21 protein-coding genes and 3 pseudogenes are annotated in these 21,158 nt (G+C 68.3%); 14 read left to right on the forward strand and 10 right to left on the reverse strand.

Translation table 11 applies throughout. The annotated features are described in order from the left end of the window. The first annotated feature begins 919 nt into the window (after positions 1 to 919). The gene (locus ACH4UM_RS38220) at positions 920 to 1,618 is read left to right on the forward strand and encodes a DUF4097 family beta strand repeat-containing protein (RefSeq protein WP_398190150.1); all 699 of its coding nucleotides are present in this window, start codon (positions 920 to 922) and stop codon (positions 1,616 to 1,618) included. 312 nt (positions 1,619 to 1,930) lie between these two features. Here ACH4UM_RS38220 and ACH4UM_RS38225 read toward each other — a convergent pair whose 3' ends face one another. Continuing rightward, entirely contained in the window at positions 1,931 to 4,126 is a 2,196-nt protein-coding gene (locus ACH4UM_RS38225) for a helix-turn-helix domain-containing protein (RefSeq protein ID WP_398190153.1), read from the reverse strand. 153 nt (positions 4,127 to 4,279) lie between these two features. Here ACH4UM_RS38225 and ACH4UM_RS38230 point away from each other — a divergent pair, with 153 nt between their 5' ends. From ACH4UM_RS38230 to ACH4UM_RS38240, 3 genes are all read left to right on the forward strand, one after another. Beyond that, positions 4,280 to 4,522 carry a hypothetical protein gene (locus ACH4UM_RS38230; protein ID WP_398190155.1) on the forward strand — a complete coding sequence of 81 codons (243 nt, stop codon included), beginning with the start codon at positions 4,280 to 4,282 and terminating at the stop codon, positions 4,520 to 4,522. 9 nt (positions 4,523 to 4,531) lie between these two features. Beyond that, positions 4,532 to 4,693 (forward strand): ATP-binding protein, encoded by a 162-nt coding sequence (locus ACH4UM_RS38235; protein WP_398190158.1) that lies wholly within the window; start codon positions 4,532 to 4,534, stop codon positions 4,691 to 4,693. Between the two features lie 108 nt (positions 4,694 to 4,801). Then, positions 4,802 to 4,960, forward strand: coding sequence for a hypothetical protein (locus ACH4UM_RS38240; protein ID WP_398190161.1), 159 nt, complete (start codon positions 4,802 to 4,804; stop codon positions 4,958 to 4,960). A gap of 71 nt (positions 4,961 to 5,031) precedes the next feature. Here ACH4UM_RS38240 and ACH4UM_RS38245 read toward each other — a convergent pair whose 3' ends face one another. Then, positions 5,032 to 5,901 (reverse strand): nucleotidyltransferase domain-containing protein, encoded by an 870-nt coding sequence (locus tag ACH4UM_RS38245; protein WP_398190164.1) that lies wholly within the window; start codon positions 5,899 to 5,901, stop codon positions 5,032 to 5,034. 73 nt (positions 5,902 to 5,974) lie between these two features. Beyond that, entirely contained in the window at positions 5,975 to 6,475 is a 501-nt protein-coding gene (locus ACH4UM_RS38250) for a hypothetical protein (RefSeq protein WP_398190166.1), read from the reverse strand. 1,014 nt (positions 6,476 to 7,489) lie between these two features. Here ACH4UM_RS38250 and ACH4UM_RS38255 point away from each other — a divergent pair. Then, entirely contained in the window at positions 7,490 to 8,548 is a 1,059-nt protein-coding gene (locus ACH4UM_RS38255; protein WP_398190169.1) for a nitrous oxide reductase family maturation protein NosD, read from the forward strand. Positions 8,549 to 8,798: 250 nt separating this feature from the next. Here ACH4UM_RS38255 and ACH4UM_RS38260 read toward each other — a convergent pair whose 3' ends face one another. Continuing rightward, positions 8,799 to 9,131 carry a TetR/AcrR family transcriptional regulator C-terminal ligand-binding domain-containing protein gene (locus ACH4UM_RS38260; RefSeq protein WP_398190172.1) on the reverse strand — a complete coding sequence of 111 codons (333 nt, stop codon included), beginning with the start codon at positions 9,129 to 9,131 and terminating at the stop codon, positions 8,799 to 8,801. A 320-nt stretch (positions 9,132 to 9,451) separates the two neighbouring features. On the opposite strand from ACH4UM_RS38260, the gene ACH4UM_RS38265 reads away from it, so the two are divergent. The 4 genes and pseudogenes from ACH4UM_RS38265 to ACH4UM_RS38280 all read left to right on the forward strand — a co-directional run. Further along, the gene (locus tag ACH4UM_RS38265; protein ID WP_398190175.1) at positions 9,452 to 10,087 is read left to right on the forward strand and encodes an AAA family ATPase; all 636 of its coding nucleotides are present in this window, start codon (positions 9,452 to 9,454) and stop codon (positions 10,085 to 10,087) included. Beyond that, complete coding sequence (locus tag ACH4UM_RS38270) at positions 10,084 to 10,311, forward strand: hypothetical protein (RefSeq protein WP_398190178.1); 228 nt, start codon at positions 10,084 to 10,086, stop codon at positions 10,309 to 10,311. The genes ACH4UM_RS38265 and ACH4UM_RS38270 overlap by 4 nt, the downstream gene beginning before the upstream one ends. A gap of 1,034 nt (positions 10,312 to 11,345) precedes the next feature. Then, positions 11,346 to 12,284, forward strand: a complete 939-nt coding sequence (locus ACH4UM_RS38275) for an Ig-like domain-containing protein (protein ID WP_398190218.1) — start codon at positions 11,346 to 11,348, stop codon at positions 12,282 to 12,284. 276 nt (positions 12,285 to 12,560) lie between these two features. Continuing rightward, positions 12,561 to 12,680, forward strand: a pseudogene (locus ACH4UM_RS38280) (XRE family transcriptional regulator); the annotation flags it as partial. 195 nt (positions 12,681 to 12,875) lie between these two features. Here the strand turns inward: ACH4UM_RS38280 and ACH4UM_RS38285 are convergent. After that, positions 12,876 to 13,205, reverse strand: coding sequence for a hypothetical protein (locus tag ACH4UM_RS38285; protein WP_398190224.1), 330 nt, complete (start codon positions 13,203 to 13,205; stop codon positions 12,876 to 12,878). Between the two features lie 368 nt (positions 13,206 to 13,573). Between ACH4UM_RS38285 and ACH4UM_RS38290 the strand changes: the two genes are divergently transcribed. Continuing rightward, positions 13,574 to 14,089 (forward strand): hypothetical protein, encoded by a 516-nt coding sequence (locus ACH4UM_RS38290; RefSeq protein WP_398190181.1) that lies wholly within the window; start codon positions 13,574 to 13,576, stop codon positions 14,087 to 14,089. Here ACH4UM_RS38290 and ACH4UM_RS38295 read toward each other — a convergent pair. Continuing rightward, positions 14,082 to 14,366: a hypothetical protein gene (locus tag ACH4UM_RS38295; protein ID WP_398190183.1), complete on the reverse strand. Its 285-nt coding sequence runs from the start codon at positions 14,364 to 14,366 to the stop codon at positions 14,082 to 14,084. The two genes, ACH4UM_RS38290 and ACH4UM_RS38295, sit on opposite strands and share 8 nt — an antisense overlap. A gap of 31 nt (positions 14,367 to 14,397) precedes the next feature. On the opposite strand from ACH4UM_RS38295, the gene ACH4UM_RS38300 reads away from it, so the two are divergent. Next, on the forward strand, positions 14,398 to 15,189 hold the full coding sequence (locus tag ACH4UM_RS38300) for an XRE family transcriptional regulator (protein ID WP_398190186.1): 792 nt from the start codon (positions 14,398 to 14,400) through the stop codon (positions 15,187 to 15,189). Positions 15,190 to 15,789: 600 nt separating this feature from the next. Here the strand turns inward: ACH4UM_RS38300 and ACH4UM_RS38305 are convergent. Then, complete coding sequence (locus ACH4UM_RS38305; RefSeq protein WP_398190189.1) at positions 15,790 to 17,301, reverse strand: glycoside hydrolase family 71 protein; 1,512 nt, start codon at positions 17,299 to 17,301, stop codon at positions 15,790 to 15,792. Between the two features lie 324 nt (positions 17,302 to 17,625). On the opposite strand from ACH4UM_RS38305, the gene ACH4UM_RS38310 reads away from it, so the two are divergent. After that, on the forward strand, positions 17,626 to 18,294 hold the full coding sequence (locus tag ACH4UM_RS38310; protein ID WP_398190192.1) for a hypothetical protein: 669 nt from the start codon (positions 17,626 to 17,628) through the stop codon (positions 18,292 to 18,294). A gap of 767 nt (positions 18,295 to 19,061) precedes the next feature. Here ACH4UM_RS38310 and ACH4UM_RS38315 read toward each other — a convergent pair. Further along, positions 19,062 to 19,262 (reverse strand): hypothetical protein, encoded by a 201-nt coding sequence (locus ACH4UM_RS38315; protein WP_398190193.1) that lies wholly within the window; start codon positions 19,260 to 19,262, stop codon positions 19,062 to 19,064. Next, positions 19,259 to 19,771, reverse strand: a complete 513-nt coding sequence (locus ACH4UM_RS38320; protein WP_398190196.1) for a carboxymuconolactone decarboxylase family protein — start codon at positions 19,769 to 19,771, stop codon at positions 19,259 to 19,261. The genes ACH4UM_RS38315 and ACH4UM_RS38320 overlap by 4 nt, the downstream gene beginning before the upstream one ends. Positions 19,772 to 19,876: 105 nt before the next feature. Between ACH4UM_RS38320 and ACH4UM_RS38325 the strand changes: the two genes are divergently transcribed. Further along, on the forward strand, positions 19,877 to 20,425 hold the full coding sequence (locus ACH4UM_RS38325) for a TetR/AcrR family transcriptional regulator (protein WP_398190199.1): 549 nt from the start codon (positions 19,877 to 19,879) through the stop codon (positions 20,423 to 20,425). A 99-nt stretch (positions 20,426 to 20,524) separates the two neighbouring features. Here ACH4UM_RS38325 and ACH4UM_RS38330 read toward each other — a convergent pair. Further along, positions 20,525 to 20,860 (reverse strand): annotated as a pseudogene (locus ACH4UM_RS38330) (transposase); the annotation flags it as partial. Positions 20,861 to 20,936: 76 nt separating this feature from the next. On the opposite strand from ACH4UM_RS38330, the pseudogene ACH4UM_RS38335 reads away from it, so the two are divergent. Then, positions 20,937 to 21,150, forward strand: a pseudogene (locus ACH4UM_RS38335) (IS5/IS1182 family transposase); the annotation flags it as partial. Between the last annotated feature and the right edge of the window lie 8 nt (positions 21,151 to 21,158).

Genomic DNA, 21,158 nt, shown 5'->3' on the forward strand with positions numbered 1-21,158 from the left:
GGCAGCGCGACAGCGAAGGGCGCCCACCCTGTTGTGGCGCCCTGCCTCGCTCTCCGTCAGCAGCGCTTCGGGCCGGGGCAACCTGCCCCTGCCATGCTGTGCGTGGCCCTCGCTTCGGGCCCTTCGACTCGCGAGCAGTACGTCGCGATCGGCCATCCAGTCTCCCAGCATGTGGCAACTTACTCTGCAATAGAGCCAAGTTGACGAACTGTCGAAGGCGTGGTCAAGGTGCTGGGGTCGGTGAACGGCATGCGGAATCGGCTCGGCCTGCTGTGCGACCAGCTCATCGGGCACACGTCGATGGCGGACGAGATCGACGACGCCGGCGCCGGGCGCGAGCTGCTCAGCCTCGTCGGCGGTGGCTCCGGGACCGCCTTCGACCAGCCCGGGCGGGTGAGCTGCTGGACGCCATCGAGGAGGCGTGCGCGCGTCATGGGCTGGCCGGGCTTGAGCTGCGCGACCACAAGGATGCCCGGCTGGCTGCCGGGTTCCGGTTGGTGCCGGACGAGGCGGAGCCGGGCGAGGCGGCCGGGGACGCCTGGGGCTGCCCGTGGGGCGCCGCTGCGGCCGCGTGGTCTTCCCCGATGAGGTTCCCGCACGGCCGGCGTGCGCGGCGAACGGCTGCGCTGGGGCCTGCCTACGCCGCGCTGGCCGCCTTCTGGCGGCCCGCCGCTCTCATCGGCTCCGGCGACTCGTCGGCCTGCAGCATTGTCCGTTCCGAGAACCTGCTGACGAGGCCGGCGCGCCGGCGGCCGTGGTCGCCATGAGGGTCGGTCCGGTTATGGCATTGGGGGGTTTTCCCCATCGGAGGCGGGAGGGTGGCTGCGTAGGATCGGAGTGACTGATCACCCAATCAACTCGCTTCACACGGGGGAACTTCATGCGCCGCCCACACACGCGCGTCCTTACAGCAGTGGCTTTGGCTGCACTCACCGTCGGCGGGCTCTCCGCGTGCTCGGCCCTCGACCAGAAGACCTTCGAGGACGACGCCATGGTGCCCCAGAGAGTCACCTCGATCCGTCTTGACAGCAGGAACGGCGAAGTGAAGGTGGACGCCTCGACGGACACCTCCACGACCTCCGTGCACCGCAGGGTGAATTACCACGGTGACAAGCCGAGCGGCACGTCCTTCCACGTCAAGAACGGCGTCCTGATGCTTTCCGGCTGTGGCAAGAACTGCGGCGTGGACTACGTCGTCAAAGTGCCCGCCGGTCTTCCGGTGACGGGAGGCACCTCCAACGGCAGCCTCACACTGACCGATGTCGGCACGGTCGATGTGCACACAAGCAACGGCGAGATCGCGGTGAACAGCGCGAGGGGCCCGGTGAAGCTGCGCACGTCCAACGGCGAAGTCGACGTCAAGGACGTCAAGGGCGGCGGCATCGACGCGCAGACGTCGAACGGCGAGGTGACGATCCAGACGGCCACCCCGCAGAACATCACGGCCCACACGACCAGCGGCAGCCTCACGGTCACGGCGCCGCCCGCCATGTACCAGATCTCGGCGAACGACCCCAACGGCGACAAGAAGGTGGCGTTCACCAACGACCCGTCAGGCAAGTACCGCTTGGATCTGTCGACGACGAACGGTGACTTGACGGTGAAGTCGGCAGGCTAGTGGGTTCTTGAGGGTGGCCGCTGATCGCGGCCTTCCCGTCGCCGCTCTTTCGGCCCCTCCTCTTTCTCGGGCGCCGTCCTCTTCGGCTCGTGCGCGAGGTACTCGGGCTCATGTTCGTGGCCAGGGCGGGGTTGGCGACTGCGGTGGTGAGTATCCGGCTGAAGTCCTGTAACACGTTCTGCCGGAAGGCGCTGCCCTGCACGATCACGCCGAGAGCCGATCAGAGCCGGCTCGCCGTCTTCGAGGGCGGGGGCTGATCATTGTGCGGCGCGATCGTTGGGGTGCTTGTACGCAACCATCCTGTCGGCCTGATCAAGACTGCATGTCCGCAGGGAAGCCGAGATCGTTCCATGTCCAGGGTGATGCCGCGCGTCCGTCCGTTTCCCATCCGTATTGAGGCACCGCGTTCTTCTTCTCCTCGCGCTTGCCTGCCGCCTGACCTTCGTGGGGTGCCCCGGCCTGCTGAGTGTCCAACTCCTCCACTGCTTTGAGTAGGCGCGCGATGCCTTGTCTCGATCGCTCTACGTCAAAGGGGATGACCGGGCGCGTCCCCAAGATCCTCGCTGCCTCCGGCTGCCCCACCTGCTGCAGCGTCCTCTGCAGAGTGAGCTTGTCGTACACCCTGATTACGTTGATGTTGGCGACCCTGTCGGACAATGCCTTGACCTCCTCGAACGCTTCCACCTCGTGGAGTGTCTTCAGCAGGAAGGAAACCGGGAGCCCGTCGCAGATGTCGACATGGGCGGCGGGACGCCGGGCCAACAGCTGGCTCAGCGCCTCGCCCGCATCCGCCTCCTGGAGCGCCTTCAGCAGGTGCCCGACACCGAACGCTTTGGTCAAGTCGGCGAACCTGGCGGTCCAAAGGGCTCCTTGACCCTCGGGGTCCAGGCAGCGGCTGGTGAGTAGCCCGATGAGAGACTCACCGCTGTGAGCCCCGGCGAGGACTGCTCTGCGGCTCAGCAACACGGCCGTCTTGAACAGGCCCTTGTCTGTGGCGGTGCTGATGAGGCGTCGCAGGTCGGCCAAGTCGGCGGTGTAGGTGGTCAGGGCATCCCAGAGGGCGGGGTTGCCGGGATCGGCCTCACGGTCGTGGCGGGTGTGCTGGTCGAGGTAATCGGCCGGTTCATAGGCCGCTGCGCCACCGGAACGGGTCACATGTGTGACCAGGGCGGTCAGGGTGCGGCGGATGTCGGTGCGATTGCCGTGATCGCCTCGCCGATGTCCGCGGGTGAGGTCGCCAAGGGCCGTATCGGCCCAGTCAGGATCGCTGGAACGTTGACGGGCCGTCAGGTAACCGTCGGCGGCGGCAGCGAGCAGCGCGGCGGGGATCGGCTGGTGATGGCCCAGGCGCCGGGCGTCGAGAGCGGCGGTTATCAACGCGTGCTCGACAGCGGTGAACAGGACCCGGTTGCGGTAGGCGGCGAGCAGTTCCGGCCCGCCGCTCAGGTATTGGATCACCCGGCCGTCGTCCAGTGCGCCTGCGTCAAGTGCGGCTGTCACCCGTGTATCCGGCTGTCCTGGCCAACTGCCACAAGCCAGGGCACGGAACTCCTCACGCTCGGCCGGATCCAAAGCGGCGGGAACGTCCAGCAGGAGCGTGCGGCTGCCCAGAAGCAGGTCGCGTACGAGCCCGGGTTCGGGGGTGCAGCCCTGTGCGGTCAGGTCGGCGAAGTAGGGGGTGCGCCACATGGCTCCCACGACCACGACCCCCGGCGTCCCCTCGAGGAGCTGGATGAGGTGCTTGGCGATGCCTGCGCCCGCGTCTGCCTGCAGGTAGCGCTGCGTCTCGTTCAGCCACAGGACCGTGCCCGGTGATATGGCCCGCGTGGTGAGGAGCCGGCGCAGGTCCTCAGCGTCGGCGGGCTTCAGCAGCGGGCAGTTGCCTGCCTGATCGAGGACCGCCTCATACAGGGCGCGGGTCTTGCCGGTGGTGGACTCCCCGAGCAGCACGGCGAACACCGCTGGTCCACCGCCGACAGCAACGGCCAACGCCTGGCGCAGCAGGCGATCGTGGTCCCGTACCAGATAGGGGGTCAGCCGATCGCACCACACCCCTGTGTCGCCGGCCCCGCGCGCAGCGGTCCCGGGGCCGGCAGCACGGTGTACTCCCAGGCCGATCGGATCGGCATCGCGCACCGTCACCGTGGTGGCCCGCGCCACCCCCATCCACGCGGCCCTCAGCCACACCGGCCAGCTCTGCTCGTCCAAGAGACCCTGGCTGAAACTCCTCGCCGGGCGGCCATCTCTCACCAGGTCCGCGTCGATCTTACGGGCGTGCTCGATGAGCACCCGCACCAGCAGCCGCAGTGCCGCTTCGGAAGGCCGATTCGTCCGGTTGACCCAGGCACTGATCTGTCCGTTCGTGATCCTGACCGTGGCCTCGCCGCGGATCTTCGCCCGCTCGCTGACCACTGTGGCCGCCTTCTGCTGAGACAGGCCCGCGGCTCTCAGTAACTCCTTGAGACGGGCAGCGAAGAATTCCCGTGGATCGACCACCTGCTCCACCATGCAACGCCCCCGAGGGTTGTGGTGTATCCGCCCGCACTTCCGGACCCGAAACCGAATTTATCGCGACTACCAGCAACAACCGTCCTGAAGCGGGAGAACCGCAGCGACGAGACTCAGCAGGAGCGGCCCACTTGATGTCCGACAGTCCCACCGATGACCAGAAGGAACCCAATGGACGTCAACGCCATCCTTGCAGCCGTCGGCGGCTCGGTGATCGCCCTCAGCGCCGTTGCCCGCCTGCCCGCTGCCGCGGCCGAACTCATGCGCAGTTGCATCTCACTCGTCCAGGCCGTCGCCGAACTCCGTGACGCGGTACGCCGGGCTCGTGGCACCCGCCCCGGGGCAGTGCACGAAGAACCCGCCGAGGGGAAAGGCGGATCGTCCCACCATGCATAGCCTCTGCTCTTGTTCGGTCCGGTCGGCGTCGGGAAGACACACGTCACCCAGGCCACGGGACACCTCGCCATCCGCCAGGGCGCCCACGTCCGCTTCCGCCAAGACCAGCCGGATACTGGCCGAGCTCGCAGGCGGCCACGCGGACCGCACCCGGGACCGGCGCATGCGTGAACCCATCCGCCCCGACCTGCTCGTCCTTGACGACTTCGCCATGTGTCAGATGACCGCCCCACAGGCCGACGACCTCTACGAGCTGGTCTCCGAGCGGCAGGCCCGTCCGTGATCATCACCAGCAACCGGGCGCCCGGCGACTGGTATCCGCTCTTCCCCAACCCCGTCGTCGCCGAGTCGCTCCTGGACCGGCTCATCAACGCCAGTGCTGCGACCGGAAAGGTTCACCGGCTCGCGACGCCGGCCACAGCACTAGCCACCAGGTGATCACGAACGGCCCCATTACCGCCCGAGGAAGCGCCCCAGGAACCCCAACGACAGGCCCGACAAGCCGCCGGTCAACTGACAGCGGCGAGCAAGTCGGCAAGGATGCCTGCAGGGTCGTGCAGCACGCGGGCGCCGTCGGTGACGACACGATGCGTTCCAGGATCGACGGGATCTGTCTTTGCCCAGGCTGGGGAGCCGATGCCCAGCTCGACTTCCAGGCCGGAGTCCGTGGGATGGCGGCGTTCTGTGATCGGCCCCCACGACTGAGCGCGGATCAGGTTGCCAAGCCCAAGTTCCACGGCCCATGCATCCTCAAGGAGGTATCGGGGCTCATCCGTGGTGAGCAGGACGATGTCGATGTCGGAGTCGGGTCGCGCAGCGTTGCGGGCGCACGATCCCACCAGGAGCACACCGACGATGTCGTCGAGGCCCGCTGCCCAGTGGGTGATCCGGTCGATGACATCGTCGATCTCAGCAACCCGCTCTGGCGACAGCACGGAGGGAGGACCAACTGACCGATCGTCGCGATGCACCTCGAATGCCCCCTTGCCGAATTGGTCGGTGCTGACTCCGGACAGCTTCTCAAGCCGGTGCCGCAACAGCCACCGCCGGCGACGACAAGGGGCACGATGGCGCCGCCGGAAGCCCGAGGACGCGGTCCAAGTCACGCAATCCACGGCGCCCAAGACCTGGGGAATCACATGATCACAGCCGTGGGGAATTACGCGGTTCTGGCCGCGATTGAGTGAATCCCAGGTCATCGCGCGACTGCCGGAACGTTTCTTGCGGGCATTGCCCAGGTATAGGGGCCGTGGGGGTCGAGGATGTGTTGTTTCGGCTCTGGCATCGTCGAAGGCCACGTCAGCCGAATCAAGATCAAGCGGGCCATGTACGGCCGGGCCTCGTTTCGTCTCCCCTGCACCCGCATTCTGCTTCGGCATGAGCTGGAGATCCACGGAATCGCGGCCAGAACCAATTGGGCTGTCGTCCACATGGCCCGGGCCGGAGGAGCGTTCAGGAGATAGGGTCGCCTGTGGGGATCGAGGACACGGCTCCGGGCGGCAGCGTCTGAATCTTCTGCCAGTCGAAGTAGTACTTGTCCATCGCGGCCGGGCTGGTGATCCAGCGCTTGACGCCGTTGCTGAACAAATACACCGCGGGAGCGTCAGAAGCCTTGCCGAGGAAAGCGCCGTCCGACAGCGCGCTGCCGGAGTCGATACTGCCGATGTCGACGACCGACTGGATACCGTTCCAGTCGCGGAAGAGATTGTTGTACGTGGCCGGGTTGGGGATCCAATGACGCCGCCCGTCGAGAATCAGGTAGATGGCCGGGGAACTGATCCCCTTCACACGCAGACCGTTCAGCTCAGGATGGCTGCCTTTGAAGGCCAGGACGACAGCCTGTCCCGGCTTCGAGGCCGCCGGGGACTGCAGGGCCTGCGCGGCGGGAGCCGCGGCGAGTCCCGCTGAGGACGCAAGTACGAGAGCCAGCGCCGCAATCGATGAACGCTTCATCACTGTTCCTCCATCACATCGCATGGTGAGGCCGCCGCCCACAGCCGACAGACCCGGAAAAAGGGGGGGCCGCTCCGCCGATACCGAGGGGAAGACTCCACCCCGTCCCGTGCCGCGTCAACGGCCGCTAACCGGCCATCAGCGATTCCCCGCCAAGGCTCACGCCGACACCAAGCCCCATTACATCAACCTCAGTTGAAGCACCAGGGTTCACGCCGGAGGGCAGGTACCGGCAGATGTGCCGAGCCGGGCGAGGAAGCCCTTGTGGCGTGACACGCACATAGATAGCGGGAAACAGCACATCCTCGACCCCCACGGCCCCATACCTGGGCAATGCCTGCAAGAAGCGTTCCCGCAGTCGCCTGATGACCTGGGATTCACGGAATCGCGGCCAGAACCGATTACGCCGTCGTCCACACTCCTGCCCCTAGAGCCGGGGTTCGGCTCCGGACAGACCTGCTGGCGTCGACTGGGCCGATGGCAGCAGGACCGGCGTCTTCGAGCAGCTGCCCCGCATCTTGCTGGCGATACTGAACGCGGCCGGCGAGCCGGACTGGTCGCGCGCCTGTGTTGGACGGCTCCCACCTCCGCGCGAGAAGAGGGGAACCGCGACCGGTCCGTCGCCGGTCGACCGGCGGAAGACGGGCAGCAAACGCCACCTGATCTGTGACGGCAAGGGCCCCCGCTCCATGTCATCACGATCGCCGCGAACGTCAACGACGTCATCCAGATCCTCGCCCTGGTCGACGGCATCCCGCTGGTAGCCGGCCGCCCGGGCCATCCGTGTAAGCGGCCTGAGGCCGTCTTGGGCGACAATGCCTACGACGCGACGGCGGGAGGCGAGTTCGGCCCAAGTGATCCCTCTTGTGGCGTGTACATCCGCGGCCGGGGGAGGTCGTGCAGTAGGAGAGCGGCCCCGCTCCGCGTGCCTGATCACTCGCGGCACGCCCGTGACACGCCCTTGGACGGCCCATCCACCAGCCCGGTGGACTATCGGATCATAACCTGCTCAATGTGAAGAAGATCCATATCATCCTGATTCTGAGCTCGGCGCCGCTTGTCGCCTCCTGCGCCGCCGCCGCAACGCCGGAGTCGGCACAGCGGACGCACACCGTGCACCCGGGGGAGTCGATCCAGAAGGCGGTGGACTCCGCCAAGGCGGGCGACACCGTGCTGCTGCTGACCGGCACCTACCACGAGAGCGTCCAGGTGACCACGCCCGGCCTCACCCTGCGTGGCACGGGCAACGCCACCGTCCTCAAGCCGGCGGCAAAGGCCGCAGACGACTGCGGCAAGCGCGGCAACGGCATCTGCGTGGCCGGCACCACGAGCAAGCCGCTCAAGGGTGTCACCGTATCCGACCTGAAGGTAACCGGCTTCTCCCGCGCCGGGGTGATCTCCGCGGGGGCCGACGGGCTGACGGTGCGGCGCGTGACCGCCGAGAAGAACGGTGTGTGGGGCCTCGCCGAGGAGCGGTCCAAGCACAGTACGTACCGGCAGAACACCGTACGGAACAACGGGGACGCAGGCATCTTCCTGGCCAACACGATCACGGCCGAACAGGGCGCCACGAACACCGAAAACACGCTGGTCTCCGGCAATCACCTGCAGGGCAACCGGATCGGCGTCACCGTCCGACGACTGCGCGGCCTCACCGTCACGGACAACGACATCACCGGCAACTGCGCGGGTGTCTTCGTCGTCGGCGACGAGAACAAGCCGAAGGCCGGCGCGCTGACCGTGCGTGGCAACCGGGTCCTGCAGAACAACAAGTACTGCGCCAAGACCCAGCGGCTGCCCTTCCTGCAGGGCTCGGGCATCGTCCTGACCGGCGTCGAGAAGACCGCCGTCACCGGCAACGCGGTGACCGGGAACTCCGGCGCGTCCCCCCTGTCGGGCGGCATCGTGCTCCTCAAGAGCTTCGTCGGAGCCACCACTGACAACAACCAGGTCAGGGACAACTCACTGCGGGAAAACTCCCCCGCCGACGTGGTCAACCAGGAGAGCACCACGCGCGGCAACACCTTCGACCACAACTTGTGCCGGGCATCCAAGCCTGCCGGACTGTGCTGAGGCCGGGGATCCGCAGTCACCGCACCGCCAGCACGCCGGATCCGGCGGCTGAAGGTGCTGCGAGCGGCGGACGCCGGAGAGATCGCCCAACTCCGGCCTCTTCGGATTCCGATTCTGACCCGTCGAGCACATGCTGCTCCGGCATCTTCGCCCTTGGCGCTGCTGCCGACTCGGCACCGGATCAGGCTCGCTGCACCAGGTCGTGAAGCCGGGGTCGATGCAGGCTGCGAGGTCGACATCGTACGAATGCTCAAGCCGTACCCGGCTCGCCCACATTGCTGAGCAGCCGTTCCACGAGGAGTTCCGGTTGGCAAGAGGCCGGCGGACCAATGCCGAAGATCGCCCGTGGATACAGCGGTGCGCTGAGCTGATCGAGGATCTGCTCCACAGACGGGGGATTCTCACCACGAGCCGCGGCCCGCTCCCGGATCCGCTCGACGGCGTGCATCCGGCGTTCGAAGTGCTGCGCACGTTCCGCCTGCGCCTGGGCCGCACTCATGGTCGCCCCCATCGGCAAACTCCTCTCGGCCCTGGCTGACGCCATACGGGCCCTGGACGCCTCCATCAAGACCGGGGCGGACATCGCCGACGCCTGGAAAGCCGAACACCCCCGACGGGCCCGCTGGGTCACGTCGGTGACGCGGCACGGATGGCCTGCAGGCTCACCATCGAGGAATTGTGATCCGCCTGCGGCGGTTTCTGGAGTTGCTGGAGCAAGCCCTGACGCGGTTCGTCGCCGACAGGCGAGTCGGGATACACGGCGGCGGCGCCGTCTCGGTGCTTCAGTGCGTCACCTGTTGTTGGTCCATGTGCATGACTCTCCGGATGCCACCGGGTGAACGATGACACGGCCTGCCCCGTGTCGGCGGCACAAGGCGCTCGCGACGGCTAACGTCGGCTCCTGTGTCGCTGAGTTATGCCCTTGTGAACCTGAAACCCGGAGTGGGGAAGACGACCAGCGCAGTGTGGTTGGCTCACGCGCTCCACGAGTCGGGCATTTCGCCGCTGCTGGTCGACAGTGATCCCGCCTCCTCCGCGCTGCGTTGGAGCGAACTGGCAGGCGGCTTCCCGTTTCCTGTGTTCGCCCTTCCGGTGGGCGACGTGCACCGGCGCGTCGACGACTTCCTCGGCAACCGGCAGGCAGTGGTGTTCGACGCCCCGCAGCTCGAGGACCACTCCCACATCGCCCGGAGCGTCATGCGGTACGCGAGCCAGTGGATCGTGCCGGTGACACCGGCACCCATCGAGCTTGACCGTATGGCAACCATCGATCGGGAGATGGGCGACGTGCAGTCCCTGCGCGCCGTGCCTGCCCGCGCCGCCGTCCTGCTGAACCGCACGAATCGTCCCGAGGCCACGCGTACGGGCCCCGATGCCGATGCCCGCGACGCGCTCGGCGAGCGGGGCTTCGACGTGTTGTCCACTCATATTCCGCGGCTCGACCTGTACGCCCAGTCGTTCGGCAGCCCGGTCCAGGTGAAAGGTACGGCGTACATGGACCTTGCAGAGGAGCTCATCAAGCGCCGGGAACAAGCGTGACTCAGCGCAGGGACACCTACCGGGCCGCACTGCAGCGCGGGGTGGACGTCGCCGCTCCGTCCCGTCCTGCGAAGGTCACCCGGCTGCACACCCGATACCTCCGAGTGACCATCGAGGTCGACCCCGCCTTGCCGGGCGAGCTGACTCGTTGGGTGGGGCTACCTGTATCCGTGCTCGCGCGTGCCGGGGCCGCCGTACTGCGCCCCCTCAGAAGCACCCCCTAAGCCGGGTGCCGCAGGCCAGGGACGCCGTGCGGGGCCCCGATGGCGTGTCTCGCTCGTGGAGGCGGCCCCTGCTCTTCGACGGCTGCCGGGGTGGCGGAGTGGGGGGAGCGGCGACGAGGCATGAGGCCTCGGTCCCGGGCGGCGGGTGGACGCTGCCCGGGACCGGCGCCGACCGTCAGCCCGACGCGCCGGCGTTCTGGCGGGTGGTGGCGTTGAGCCGGTTGAACAGGTTGGTGACGCCGGTCATCAGGGCGATTGCGGCCAGTCGCTTCTCTTCGAAGCAGGTGGCGGTCGCATCCCAGGCCCCGTCGTCACCGTGTCGGGACGGTCGGCCGGTCGCGTCGCGGCCTCGACGTGGCTCCGTTCACTTCTCAGGACAGCATTGGTCGATGAGTTTGCTGGAAGGCAGTTGGCGATCAGCGAGCCCGCGGAAGCCCACCAGTTCCGACGGCGCCACCGCGCGTGCCTGTTTGGGGACGCCCGGGTTGGCTCATGTCAGGGTTGATCGTGCGGCTGCGTGGAACTGCACGTACTCGAGTCGCGCCTCCGGGGTGCTTCACAAGTTTCGGCCAGAGGGCGCCTCGTTGGGACCGTCGAGGATTTCTCCGCCGTGTTGCCGGGTGATGTGCAGGACTTCGTCGATCGACTCGACGACCGCGGTGGCGTGGGTGCCGCGGCCAGGGGCGAGGGCTTCGTCTGAACCTGCCGGAAGCAGATAGCCGCGCTGGAGCGGGAGGCCCGCACGCTCCTCACCAAGTGCGGCAAGCGTCCCGACCAGCCCGCCTGACCAACACGCAGCGGACTGCCGCCGTGACCACCTCGAAGGTGGGAGGCGACGACGTCGCGCCCCAAATCGTCCCGTATCGGCGGCGCGCACCGAGTCTTGAGACACGTTTTACGCGACGCACGGAACTGCCACCCACGCTGTCGTGTCTGACAGGGAGTCGGGCCTGTCAGGGCCGAAGAGCGAGAGAGCGGGGCAGTTCGTGGGACGGCGCAAGGGCGGCATAGGGATCGCACTTGTCACGGGCGTGATGCTGGTGGGCGCGAGTGCCTGCGGCGGGGGCGGCAGTGACAAGGCGAGCGGGGACGACGCAAAGGCGTCGGGAGAGCCGAGTGCGAGCCGCTCTCCGTCACCGACGAAGCCCGCGGGCCCGCCGATGCTGCTGGAGACGCTCACCCCCGAGACGGGAGCCACGGTTGGCGTGGCCATGCCGATCTCGGTGGTCTTCACGAACCCGGTGGCGGCAAACGCACGGGCCACGGTGGAGAAGCATATGAAGGTGAGCGCCTCGCAACCGGTGGTCGGCGCCTGGCACTGGTTCGGCGACAAGCGCGCCGACTGGCGACCGAAGACGTACTGGCCCTCCGGTACGAAGGTGAAGATCGACGCTGACATGAAGGGCGTCAGCAACGGCAACGGACGCTACGGCGTGCACAGCTACACGCACACCTTCAAGATCGGCGATGACGTGCGCGCGGATGTCTCGGTGGCCGGCCACACCATGAAGGTGACCCGGGACCAGAAGGTGGTGCGCACCCTGTCGATCAATGCGGGCAGCGCTCAGTATCCGACGTGGAACGGCACGATGGCCGTCATCGACAAGCAGGAGAAGGTCCACATGACCTCCTGCAGTGTTGGTATCAGCTGCGACAAGGGCAGCCCCAACTACTACGACCTGACGCTGCCCTGGGACGTCCACCTGACCCAGTCCGGCACGTACGTGCACTACTCGACCGGCGACCCCAATCCGGGCAGCGGCAGCGCCCGTGGCTCGCACGGCTGCGTCCACCTGTCCATGCCGGATGCCAAGTGGTTCTACGGCCAGGTCAAGCAGGGCGACCCCGTCACCGTCACCGGCTCGCCCCGTGCCAAGGCCTCGGCCGACAACGGCTACGCCGACTTCAACCTGGGATGGGACCAGTGGCTCGCGGGCAGCGCGTCCGGGGAGGAGACGACCGCGACACTGTGATGCGATGCGGTGGCGGCGCCGGCCAGCACTCGATGATGTTGACCGCGAGGCCACCGTCGTACTCACCCTTCGCGCTGCAGAAACGGCCGGCCCTCCGGCACACCCACTCGTCCGACCGCTGGTCGAGGTGAGCGAGCAGGGCACTGAACTCCCGCATGAGCGCCGTCGCCCCGCGTGGCCACGCCTGCTCCCGGCGAGTGAAGTGCACTCGCCATCCCGTGATCGACATGGCACCAGACCGATCTCGCCGCTGTCTTGGGCGTGAGTCAAGCCCAGGTGAGCCGCCGTCGGTCCGGGACCGCTGCATGGAGCCTGTCCGACTGCGACGCTGTCGCCGCGCACTACGGCATCGACGTTCTCGAACTCCTGGCGGGACCGACAAGGGCGGTGGAGTCGTCGCCCGTGGAGCGCCGCCGTGGTCCCGGCTGCAACGCCACCATGGCACGCGCCGCGGTCGTCCAGGAGCGGGGGAGCCCGATGACGGACTTCGACGCGATCGCCGCCCCGCTCGCCGGGTCCGAGAAGGAGGCGCTGCTTCCGCCCGCCGAGGAGCGGCGCTCGCTCCGTGAAGGACTGAGGTGTTTCGCGTGCTCAGCTCGCGCAGGCCTTGAACCTCAGTCCGTCCACGGTCGGGGGATGGAAGTCCGGACGCGACCCCAGTGGGGGAGTACGGGAGAAGTGCGCGTACTTCCTCGAGGGAGCGCGGACCAAGTCGGCTGCCGCTGCGGCTGAGGAGGCCCCGTTGAGGAACCGGCGGACGTCGGCGCGGCGGAAGCTGAGCCGGAGACCGGTCACGACGTTGACGACGTTGCGGCCCTGTCCGCGCCTCAGCCCTGTGTGCCGTGCGGGCTGCCCGCCCACCATCAGGTCGCGGGATTCCCGCAGCACCTGGACCCCACCGACCGCGGCACGGCCGAACACGTGCGAACGGTCGAGCCCGCCCGGCCGGCGAGGGCTGCTCCATAGGGGGAGCCCCGTCGGCCGGCGCCCGCCGCTGGGTCCGGCCAGGTGACGCGTGGGGTCAAGGTCGTGCCGGTCGGCCGCCGCCTGACCACCGCCGACACCCCAGACCTGCTCGGCTCCGCAGTCACGGCGGCCTTCGCGGCGCACTCCGGCGATGTCGAAGCGGCTACCGCAGCGCTGGTGAAGCGGGCCATCCATCTCGCGATGGGGATGGGAGTGTCCTGGCGGCCTGTGCGGCGCTACCACGTGTGCGAACAGCCGAACACAGCGTCACGACTCGACCACATTGCCCACACGCGCCCCGCTGGACGGCGACGATCCCCGGCATGCACAAGCCTCTCAGCGCCACCCTGGGCGCCGCCACCCTCGTTGTAGCCCTGACCGCCTGCGGCAACAGCACGTCGCCCGGATCAGACGCGGCCGGAAAAGACGACGCCGCCAAGAGCCAGCCGCCGACCGCGGCCAGCGCGTTCACACAGATCTCGGGGAAGGTCCCTGCGGCGAAGCTGTCCGGCACCATCACCGCGGACAACGACCCGAACCATCTCCTCGGCCGACCAAACGAGTACACGTCGAAGGTCACCTTCACCGACAGCCGGGTCAAGGCGAGCGATGTCGAAGGCACCAAGAAGGGGGACGTCGACCGCGGTGGCGCAGTCGAGGTCTTTGCGAATCCCACGGACGCCGCGGCTCGTGCGAAGTACATCCAGGCCGTGACCAAGTCGATGCCGATGTTCGCCGAGTACGACTACGTCCACGGCACTGTCCTCGTACGGGTGTCGCACTACCTGACCCCAAACCAAGCCAGGCAGTACAAGACGGCTGCGGGCGGACTCAGCTGACAAGGACGCCCGCATGGACTGCACTCTCACCGCCCTGGTCGGCGCCGCCATCCTCACCGCCGCGCTCACCGCCTGCAGCACCGACAAGCCGAAGCCCGTGAGCACGCATCTTCTTGGCCACGGCCACGGCCACGGCCACGGCCACGGCCACGGCCGCGGTGGCGGTGGCGGCGTCGGCCGCCTGCTGGGCGGCCTTGGCATTGCCGGTCGGACGAGGAGGAAGCGGTGCGTCGTCGGGAGCTGCTGACAGGCGCGATGGCAGCGGGGCGACGGCCATTGCGGGAACTGGCCCGGCTGCTGCCGCGTCCGTGGATCTGGAAGTGGCGTTGTTCCGGCTGCCGCAGGTGTCGCCGGTGCGGCTGCTCCGGCTGCTCCGGCTGGTCGGGCAGGGCGCTGCCGCGCGCTGGGACTGCTGGGCCACCCAGTGCATCCGTCTCGGGCAGGTGCTGCCCGCGCTGATCGCGGCAGCGCAGGCCACGCGGGACGCGTCGAAGGGCCGGACTCGCGACGAGGCGCACCTGGCACTGGCCAGCTCGTACCATGCACCGCTCGGGGCGATCCACCGCCGTGGTGAGCCTGCTGACGAAGGAAGCCGCCGACCTGGACTCGACACCCGACCAAACCACGGCCGTCCGTACCACGCTGCTGCTGACCGGCGCGTACTCGGCGGCCACCGGCAGGGACAGGACGACGGTCCTGTCCCTGATCGGGGAGGCCGGGCAGGAAACGGACCGCAGGTCCGCCGTGCCAGGCCTGTTCACCATCGAAGCCACCCGAGCCCAGTCGACGCCTACAAGATCAGTCTCCTCAACGCCCTCGGCACCCCCGACGAGGGCGTCGACGTCGCGGCCCGGCTGGACATCGACCACATGCCGACACCAGAGCTGCGCGCGCGGGCGTGGACCGACATCGCCCGCATGTGGAACGCGCTCGGCGACGCGCCACAGACACGCGCGGCGCTGCAGCGGGTCGAACAGAAGGCCCCACAGGAGGTTTGCCGGCCCGCGCTTCGCATACTGACAGCCGGTCTGCTGTACGGGCCGACCCGGGTCGAGGGCGTCAGTGAGTTCGCGGCACGCACCGGCGCGCTGACTGCCTGAGCCACAGCGAGGTCCCGTCTGGAAGCCACGACCTTGCTCATCCACGGACTCAGCGCAGTTCGCCCGGACTACTTTCCGTCTGGAGGCGGTGATCCAAGTGGTGCCAGAGAATCCCGCATCCGTCTGAGTCGCGCGGCGGGCAGGATTTCCCCCCAGCAAGCAGACCCACAGCAAGGACGGTACACGGTTCGACTGGTACATCCGGGACCTACGCGACACTCCTCGGTGACGACCAGCAGTTACGGGACTACCCGGAGCTGATGTCAAGCCGATGCGGCGACGGGGTCGGCCTTTGAGCCGGATCTCCTCCTGCGGTTCCCGCACGGGCGGGGTGAGGAAGCCCTCGCCGGCTTGCGGGCATTGGGTGATCTGCTTGTGCGGGTCGTGCACGGTGAAACCATTCGGCTGCTGGGCACTTGTCCGGCTCGTTGTTGACCGGCGCCCCGTACCCCTTTCCAAGCCTGGGGTTGTCGCGACCTCGTACACGCTCGACCGCCAGGGGCCTCGCGGTCAAGGGCGCCCTGCGCCGGACCCGGACTGGGGTACCGGTGTCATCAGACCCCCAGGGTGTGGTGAGGCTCGAATGAGGGTCCGGCCAGTTCAGCGGCCGCTGGAGACCGCGTAGTACTGGAGGTCCTGCACGGTGACCGTGCGCCGTACCGGAAAGCGGGTCATGACGGCGGCGACGGTGTCCCCCGCGCGGCGGACCACGGCCTCGGTGCGGCCAGGACTCAACGGTATGTCCTGGGCGTGCACGCCGATGGGAGCACGGTAGATGTAGCGGGCGGTGCCCACGCGCGCGGAGACTGTGGCGGGCGCGGTCAGGAAGGTCAGCAGCTCCACCTGGTCGGATGGGGGCGCGGTGCCCGGGCGCGGTCGCATCAGCCGGCGCTGGAGAGAAGCGCCGCCGGAGTCTGTGAACTGGACGCGCGAGGTGACGTACACGGTGTCGCGGACGATCTGCGGCCAGGCCCCGGTCTTGAAACGGGTGAGGTAGTGGGAGGAAATGTCCAGGTACGTATGGCCGTTGTGGAGTGAGGGGGCGAACTGGGTGCCCTCCGAGTAGTCGTTCCAGGTGGTGAGCTGCACCCAGTCCGCGCCATCGGAGATCGCGTGGTTCCAGGTCGACCGCAGGGTGGCGGTGTTGCCCGCCTCGTCGTAGACGCCCTGGTCGGGGCGGGCGTCCTGCACGGACACGGCCTGCATCCACTTCTTGCCCAGCAAGTGGGCGAGCCGGATGTTGCCGGGAACGTCGTCCTGGCGGGTGTAGCTGCGGTTGCCCCACGACGAGAAGGCGTGACTGATCGGGGCGAACCGCTCCGCGTTGGCGCGGAAGTTCAGGAATACCGGGACGAGGGCGGTCGCGATGCCGTGGTCGCGCAGCCGTGCGATGACCTGGCTCCACCAGGCGGGGCTGTGTTCCTCGGCCTTGAACGGGGAGACCACGAGGCGTCCGTCGGCCAGCCGGTGGGCGGACGGTGACGCGGCTAGCTCGGCCAGCTGGTCGGCCAGGGTGTGCGGGTCGGTGTGCAGGGAGGTCATGTCCGGCATCAACACGATCCGGAAGCCCGGGTCGACGCGGTGTGCCGCGCGCAGCAGCAACTCGACGCGATGACGGTTGGCGCCGGTCAGGGAGAGGATGTCGACGGTGAATCCGTCCAGCCCGGCGTCTCGGGCGGTCCTCACCTCCCGTTCGAGGTTGGCCAGTTGCCAGTTGCCGCTGGACGGCGGCACCGGTAGCGGCCGGTCGCGCAGCAGTCCGCCGTAGGAGGCGTGCTTGCCCTGCTCGCCCTGTGGCGTGAGGTAGTTACGGGCGTAGTAGTCGTGCTGCGCGGGCTGGTTGTCGAGAGAGAGCGGATACGGTGGAAAGTAGTGTGCGAAGACCAGGTGCGGGCTCTTGCGCAGCACGTCTGGGCTCGGCAGGTCGAAAGGAAGCGCCACGCCGCTCGTACGCTCTGCGCGACGCGCGGTGTCCGTCCGGTTGCGGGCCAGTCCGGTGTCCGCGATCAGTGCGATCAGCAGCAGACCGGCCAGGACACCGAGTGCGGTGCGCCGTCGGCGGCCCGACGGCCTTCGGTGGTGGCGCGTGGGACGTGCGGCGTGATCCGTCATGTGTCCTCCGCGGACGCCGGTGGCTTCCGGTGTGAACTCTAATGTGCTGGGCGGCCCGTTGCGTGGCGAACCGCACCCTACGGGCCGCTTGGACGGTGATCGCCCTGCCAAGCGACCGCGGCCGAGTCTCTGGGGCCGGTCCTGGACCCGACCAATTCGGACCGGGACGCCGCAACCGAACGAGTCCGGCGCAATCGCCCAGGAGGGCAGGGCCGGCGTGACGTCTTGCGGCTGGTGAAGGCCGGCGTACCGGCGCTTCGGCCTTGGGCCGAGGCGAACAGGTCATCTCTGCCTCGGGCGAGGCAGAGGCTGGGCTGGCCGGTCATGCGAGAGCTGCTCCCGGTCGCGGCCCGACCGTTGGGCCAAAGCACGGAACTCTTCCACGGACTGCGAGTCCTGGCCCTGGACGGAATACTGCTGACCGTCCCCGGCTCGCCCGGCAACCGGGAAGGGTTCGGCAAGCCCCGATCGCAACGCAGTACGGTCGGTTATTCGCAGGCCCGGGTCGCAGTGACGGAGTGCTCGTCGCACGCGGTACTGGACGCGGTGGTTGGCGGCTGGAAGGATTCCGAGCGGATCGTGTCCGGCGAACTGGAAGTCCCTATCGGGGCGGGGACGTTGGTCCGGCCGTCCGCGGACTATGGGGCCTGGGGCCTGGCCCGCTGGCACCGCTTTCGTGACCGGGGCGCCCACTTGGTGTGGAGGATCGAGCGCCGGGCCGCCCGTAGGGTCCAGGACGTCCTGCCGGACGGGAGTTACCTGGCCTGGATCCAGGTGAACAAACACGCCAAGGTCGCCGGAACCGTCAAAGCTCCACCAGTTCTGGTGAGGGTGATTGAATACCGCGTCGACGGCCAGGTGGACGTGATCCGGCTTGTCACCAGCCTGACGGACCATGAGGAGTATCCGGCCGCCGAACTCGCCACCTCGTATGCCCGGCGCTGGGAGAGTGAGATCGTCTTCGACGACATCGAGACTCACCAGCGCGGCTGACCGGTCCTGCGCACGCAGACTCCGGATGGGGTCGGGCAGGAGATTTATGCTCACCTGATCGTCCATCATGCGACCCGGGACCTGCTCTGCAAGGTGGCCCGGATCGCGCAGACTTCCGCCGGGCGGACATCGTTTACCCGGGCCCTGCATGTCGTCCGCCGTTCGGTGATCACGCCGTGCGGCTTTTCCCCCTTCCGCCCGAAATCATCACCGCCTGCTCGGACTCGCCGAGATCCGCTGGTCCATTCTGCCGCGACGACGCTCACACGACTGCCCCCGCGAACTGACGTCGTCGATCACCCCGTTCAGCAGCAAGGCCCCCGACGAACCTGCTGGCCACCGCCGCCCACCAGCCGTCATCACCGTGAACCACAGATGGCAGTAACCACCGATGGCAAAGGCGTTGTCATGGTCAACAGGGGGGACCAGTCATGCCGGGCCTGGAGGCCGGAAACCCCATTGCGAGCCACGAAGACGGTAATGGGGGAGACCGTGGTGGTGCCGGATCGCGTTGAGGCGCCGCCGGGGGGACGGCGGCTCGTGCTCGTCATGGCGAGCGTACGGGTTGGTCCGGCGGATCAGTGTCTGCGCCGAGAGGTGGACCGGACGCTGCCGGGCGCCCCTGAGGGGGCGCCCGGCGCGGTTCGCCCTGGTGCAAACCCGTCCGCCCGGCGGGCGGGGCGCGGGACCGGCGGCCGGCGTGCCGCCGTCGGCCGGCGCGACGGACTCCCGACGTCGCCCCGGGCCGGTGACCTGATCAGCGAAGTTCAGGACTCGCAGGTGATCAGGCGTACGGCCGGTGCCGAGACCAACTGGGTGCAGGGGACGCCGGGCAGTCGTATGGAGACGTATCCGCCCTCGATCGCGAAGTCGACGTGCTCGGCGCGGTCGACGCGGTGGTTGTCGGCGTCGGTCAGGGAGTAGCCCGGCACCAGCTCGATCGAGCCTTTGCGCCACTGTGAGGTCACGCGGACACCTCCGGGAAGTCCAGGTCCGGCTGGGCGAGGTGGTTGAAGTAATTGGACAGCGTGTTGAGGGCGATGTGGGCGACGATCTCGGCCACCTCCGCGTCGGTCACCCCGGCCCGGCGGGCATCGGTGAGCGCCGTGTCGTCGACGCGGCCCTTGGTGTGCATGATCTCGCGGGCCAGCCGCAGCACCGCGTCGGCGTGCGGGTCCGCGTCATCAGCGGCCTCACGGGTGCGGGCCAGTTCGTCCTCGGTCAGGCCGAGCCTGAGGCCTCGCAGCGTGTGGGCGCTGACGCAGTACGTGCAGTGATTTTCCTGCGCGACCAGTAGAGCGAGCTGCTCGCGGAGCCGGGCGGGCAGCACGCCCCGACCGAGTTCGTTGCGCAGAGCCAGGTAGCCGGCGAGCGCCGCGGGACCGTTGGCGAGCGCCGAGTAGAGGTTGGGCAGCCGGCCGAGCTGCTGGCGGGTCTGTTCGAGAAGCCCCGAGGGGTCCTCGGTGAGCTGGGGCATGCGTGGCACGAGTCCTCCAGATGGTACTGATCGGTTCCGTCTCCTGTGGATGGGACGGTACCGATCGGTTCCATAATTCGTCAAGATCGGGATACCCTGAGTCGCATGGCAACCCACGCACGTGAACGTCTCCTCAACGCCGCCGAGGAACTCTTCTACGCCGAGGGCATCCGCGGCGTCGGCGTCGAGCGGATCCTGTCCGAGTCCGGAGTCGGTCGGGCCTCCTTCTACCGGCACTTCGCGAGCAAGGACGACTTGGTGGTCGCTGTCCTGCAACGACGCGACCAGGCGTGGCGAACCTGGCTGGCCGAACGCGTGGACGCCTTCGGCGGAAAGCCCCTCGACGTCTTCGATGCACTGGCCGAGCGCTTCGCTGGTGCGGACTTCCGCGGCTGTGCCTTCATCAACACCATGGCTGAGACCGCTGACACCGGCAGTGCCGCGTACCGGGTCGCCGCCGAGCACAAGGAGCGCGTCACCACGTACGTCGCGGGCCTGCTCGCCAAGAGTGGCCATGAGGACGCCGAAGCGCTCGCGCGACGCCTTGTTCTGCTCATGGACGGGGCGATCGTCACGGCACTACGGGAGCGTACGACGGCTCCCGCCAGGGAGGCACGCGCAGTCGCGGCGGCCGTCCTGGCCGCCGCGGCCTGAGCCGGCAACGGGCCATGTACGCCGCACCCCGGCCGGCGCCGCCACGGCGGAGTGCGTCGTTGTGAGGGCTCGGTGGCGATATGCCGGACTGCGGAATGCGCGCAGGCGGCGGAAGCCATGCAGCCAGGCGAAAGTCCGCTCGATCACCCACCGGCAGGTGCCCAGTCCGGTGCCGTGTCGCGTGCCGCGGCGGGCAATCGCCGGGATGATGCCTCGGTCGCGGACCTGGTCGCGGTAGACATAGTGGTAGTGGCCGCGGTCGGCGAACAGTGAGTCCGGCTTGCGGCGGGGCCGGCCGACCCGGCCACGGATCGGCGGGATCGCGTCGAGCAGGGGTAGCAGCTGGGTGACGTCGTTGCGGTTGCCGCCGGTCAGCGGGATTGCGAGCGGGGTGCCGTGCCCGCCGGTGATCAAGTGGTGTTTCGAGCCGGCCCGGCAACCGGTCCACCTCATTGTGTTAGCCAGTGTTAGCCAGCTGTAACTGGGCTGCACAGGCGGGCGGCTGAGGCAATCCCGCGCACCCGGGGTGGTGCAGCAGTGGAGATCACGTTACCGGAGCTTACGAGAACCAGCCTCCCGCACCAGTTCATCGGCGCTGCGATCAGCCTCGCCCGCATCGACGCCGACTCCACCGGCGCACCCCGGGCCCGCACCCGCACAGCCACTTCGCAGCACTTCGCCCCGTCGACCAACCAGTCGACGGGGCGAAGCAGGGCCCGAATTGACCAACGGC

The organism is Streptomyces sp. NPDC020801 (genome assembly GCF_044334385.1).
Taxonomy (GTDB): Bacteria; Actinomycetota; Actinomycetes; order Streptomycetales; family Streptomycetaceae; genus Streptomyces.

Excerpts from the sequence above, each read along its gene's own strand:
- ACH4UM_RS38225 (WP_398190153.1), bottom strand. The coding sequence starts at position 4,126 with ATGGTGGAGCAGGTGGTCGATCCACGGGAATTCTTCGCTGCCCGTCTC.
- ACH4UM_RS38230 (WP_398190155.1), top strand. The coding sequence starts at position 4,280 with ATGACCAGAAGGAACCCAATGGACGTCAACGCCATCCTTGCAGCCGTC.
- ACH4UM_RS38245 (WP_398190164.1), bottom strand. The coding sequence starts at position 5,901 with ATGCCGAAGCAGAATGCGGGTGCAGGGGAGACGAAACGAGGCCCGGCC.
- ACH4UM_RS38250 (WP_398190166.1), bottom strand. The coding sequence starts at position 6,475 with ATGAAGCGTTCATCGATTGCGGCGCTGGCTCTCGTACTTGCGTCCTCA.
- ACH4UM_RS38260 (WP_398190172.1), bottom strand. The coding sequence starts at position 9,131 with ATGTCCGCCCCGGTCTTGATGGAGGCGTCCAGGGCCCGTATGGCGTCA.
- ACH4UM_RS38275 (WP_398190218.1), top strand. The coding sequence starts at position 11,346 with ATGCTGGTGGGCGCGAGTGCCTGCGGCGGGGGCGGCAGTGACAAGGCG.
- ACH4UM_RS38290 (WP_398190181.1), top strand. The coding sequence starts at position 13,574 with ATGCACAAGCCTCTCAGCGCCACCCTGGGCGCCGCCACCCTCGTTGTA.
- ACH4UM_RS38295 (WP_398190183.1), bottom strand. The coding sequence starts at position 14,366 with ATGGCCGTCGCCCCGCTGCCATCGCGCCTGTCAGCAGCTCCCGACGAC.
- ACH4UM_RS38305 (WP_398190189.1), bottom strand. The coding sequence starts at position 17,301 with ATGACGGATCACGCCGCACGTCCCACGCGCCACCACCGAAGGCCGTCG.
- ACH4UM_RS38310 (WP_398190192.1), top strand. The coding sequence starts at position 17,626 with ATGCGAGAGCTGCTCCCGGTCGCGGCCCGACCGTTGGGCCAAAGCACG.
- ACH4UM_RS38320 (WP_398190196.1), bottom strand. The coding sequence starts at position 19,771 with ATGCCCCAGCTCACCGAGGACCCCTCGGGGCTTCTCGAACAGACCCGC.
- ACH4UM_RS38325 (WP_398190199.1), top strand. The coding sequence starts at position 19,877 with ATGGCAACCCACGCACGTGAACGTCTCCTCAACGCCGCCGAGGAACTC.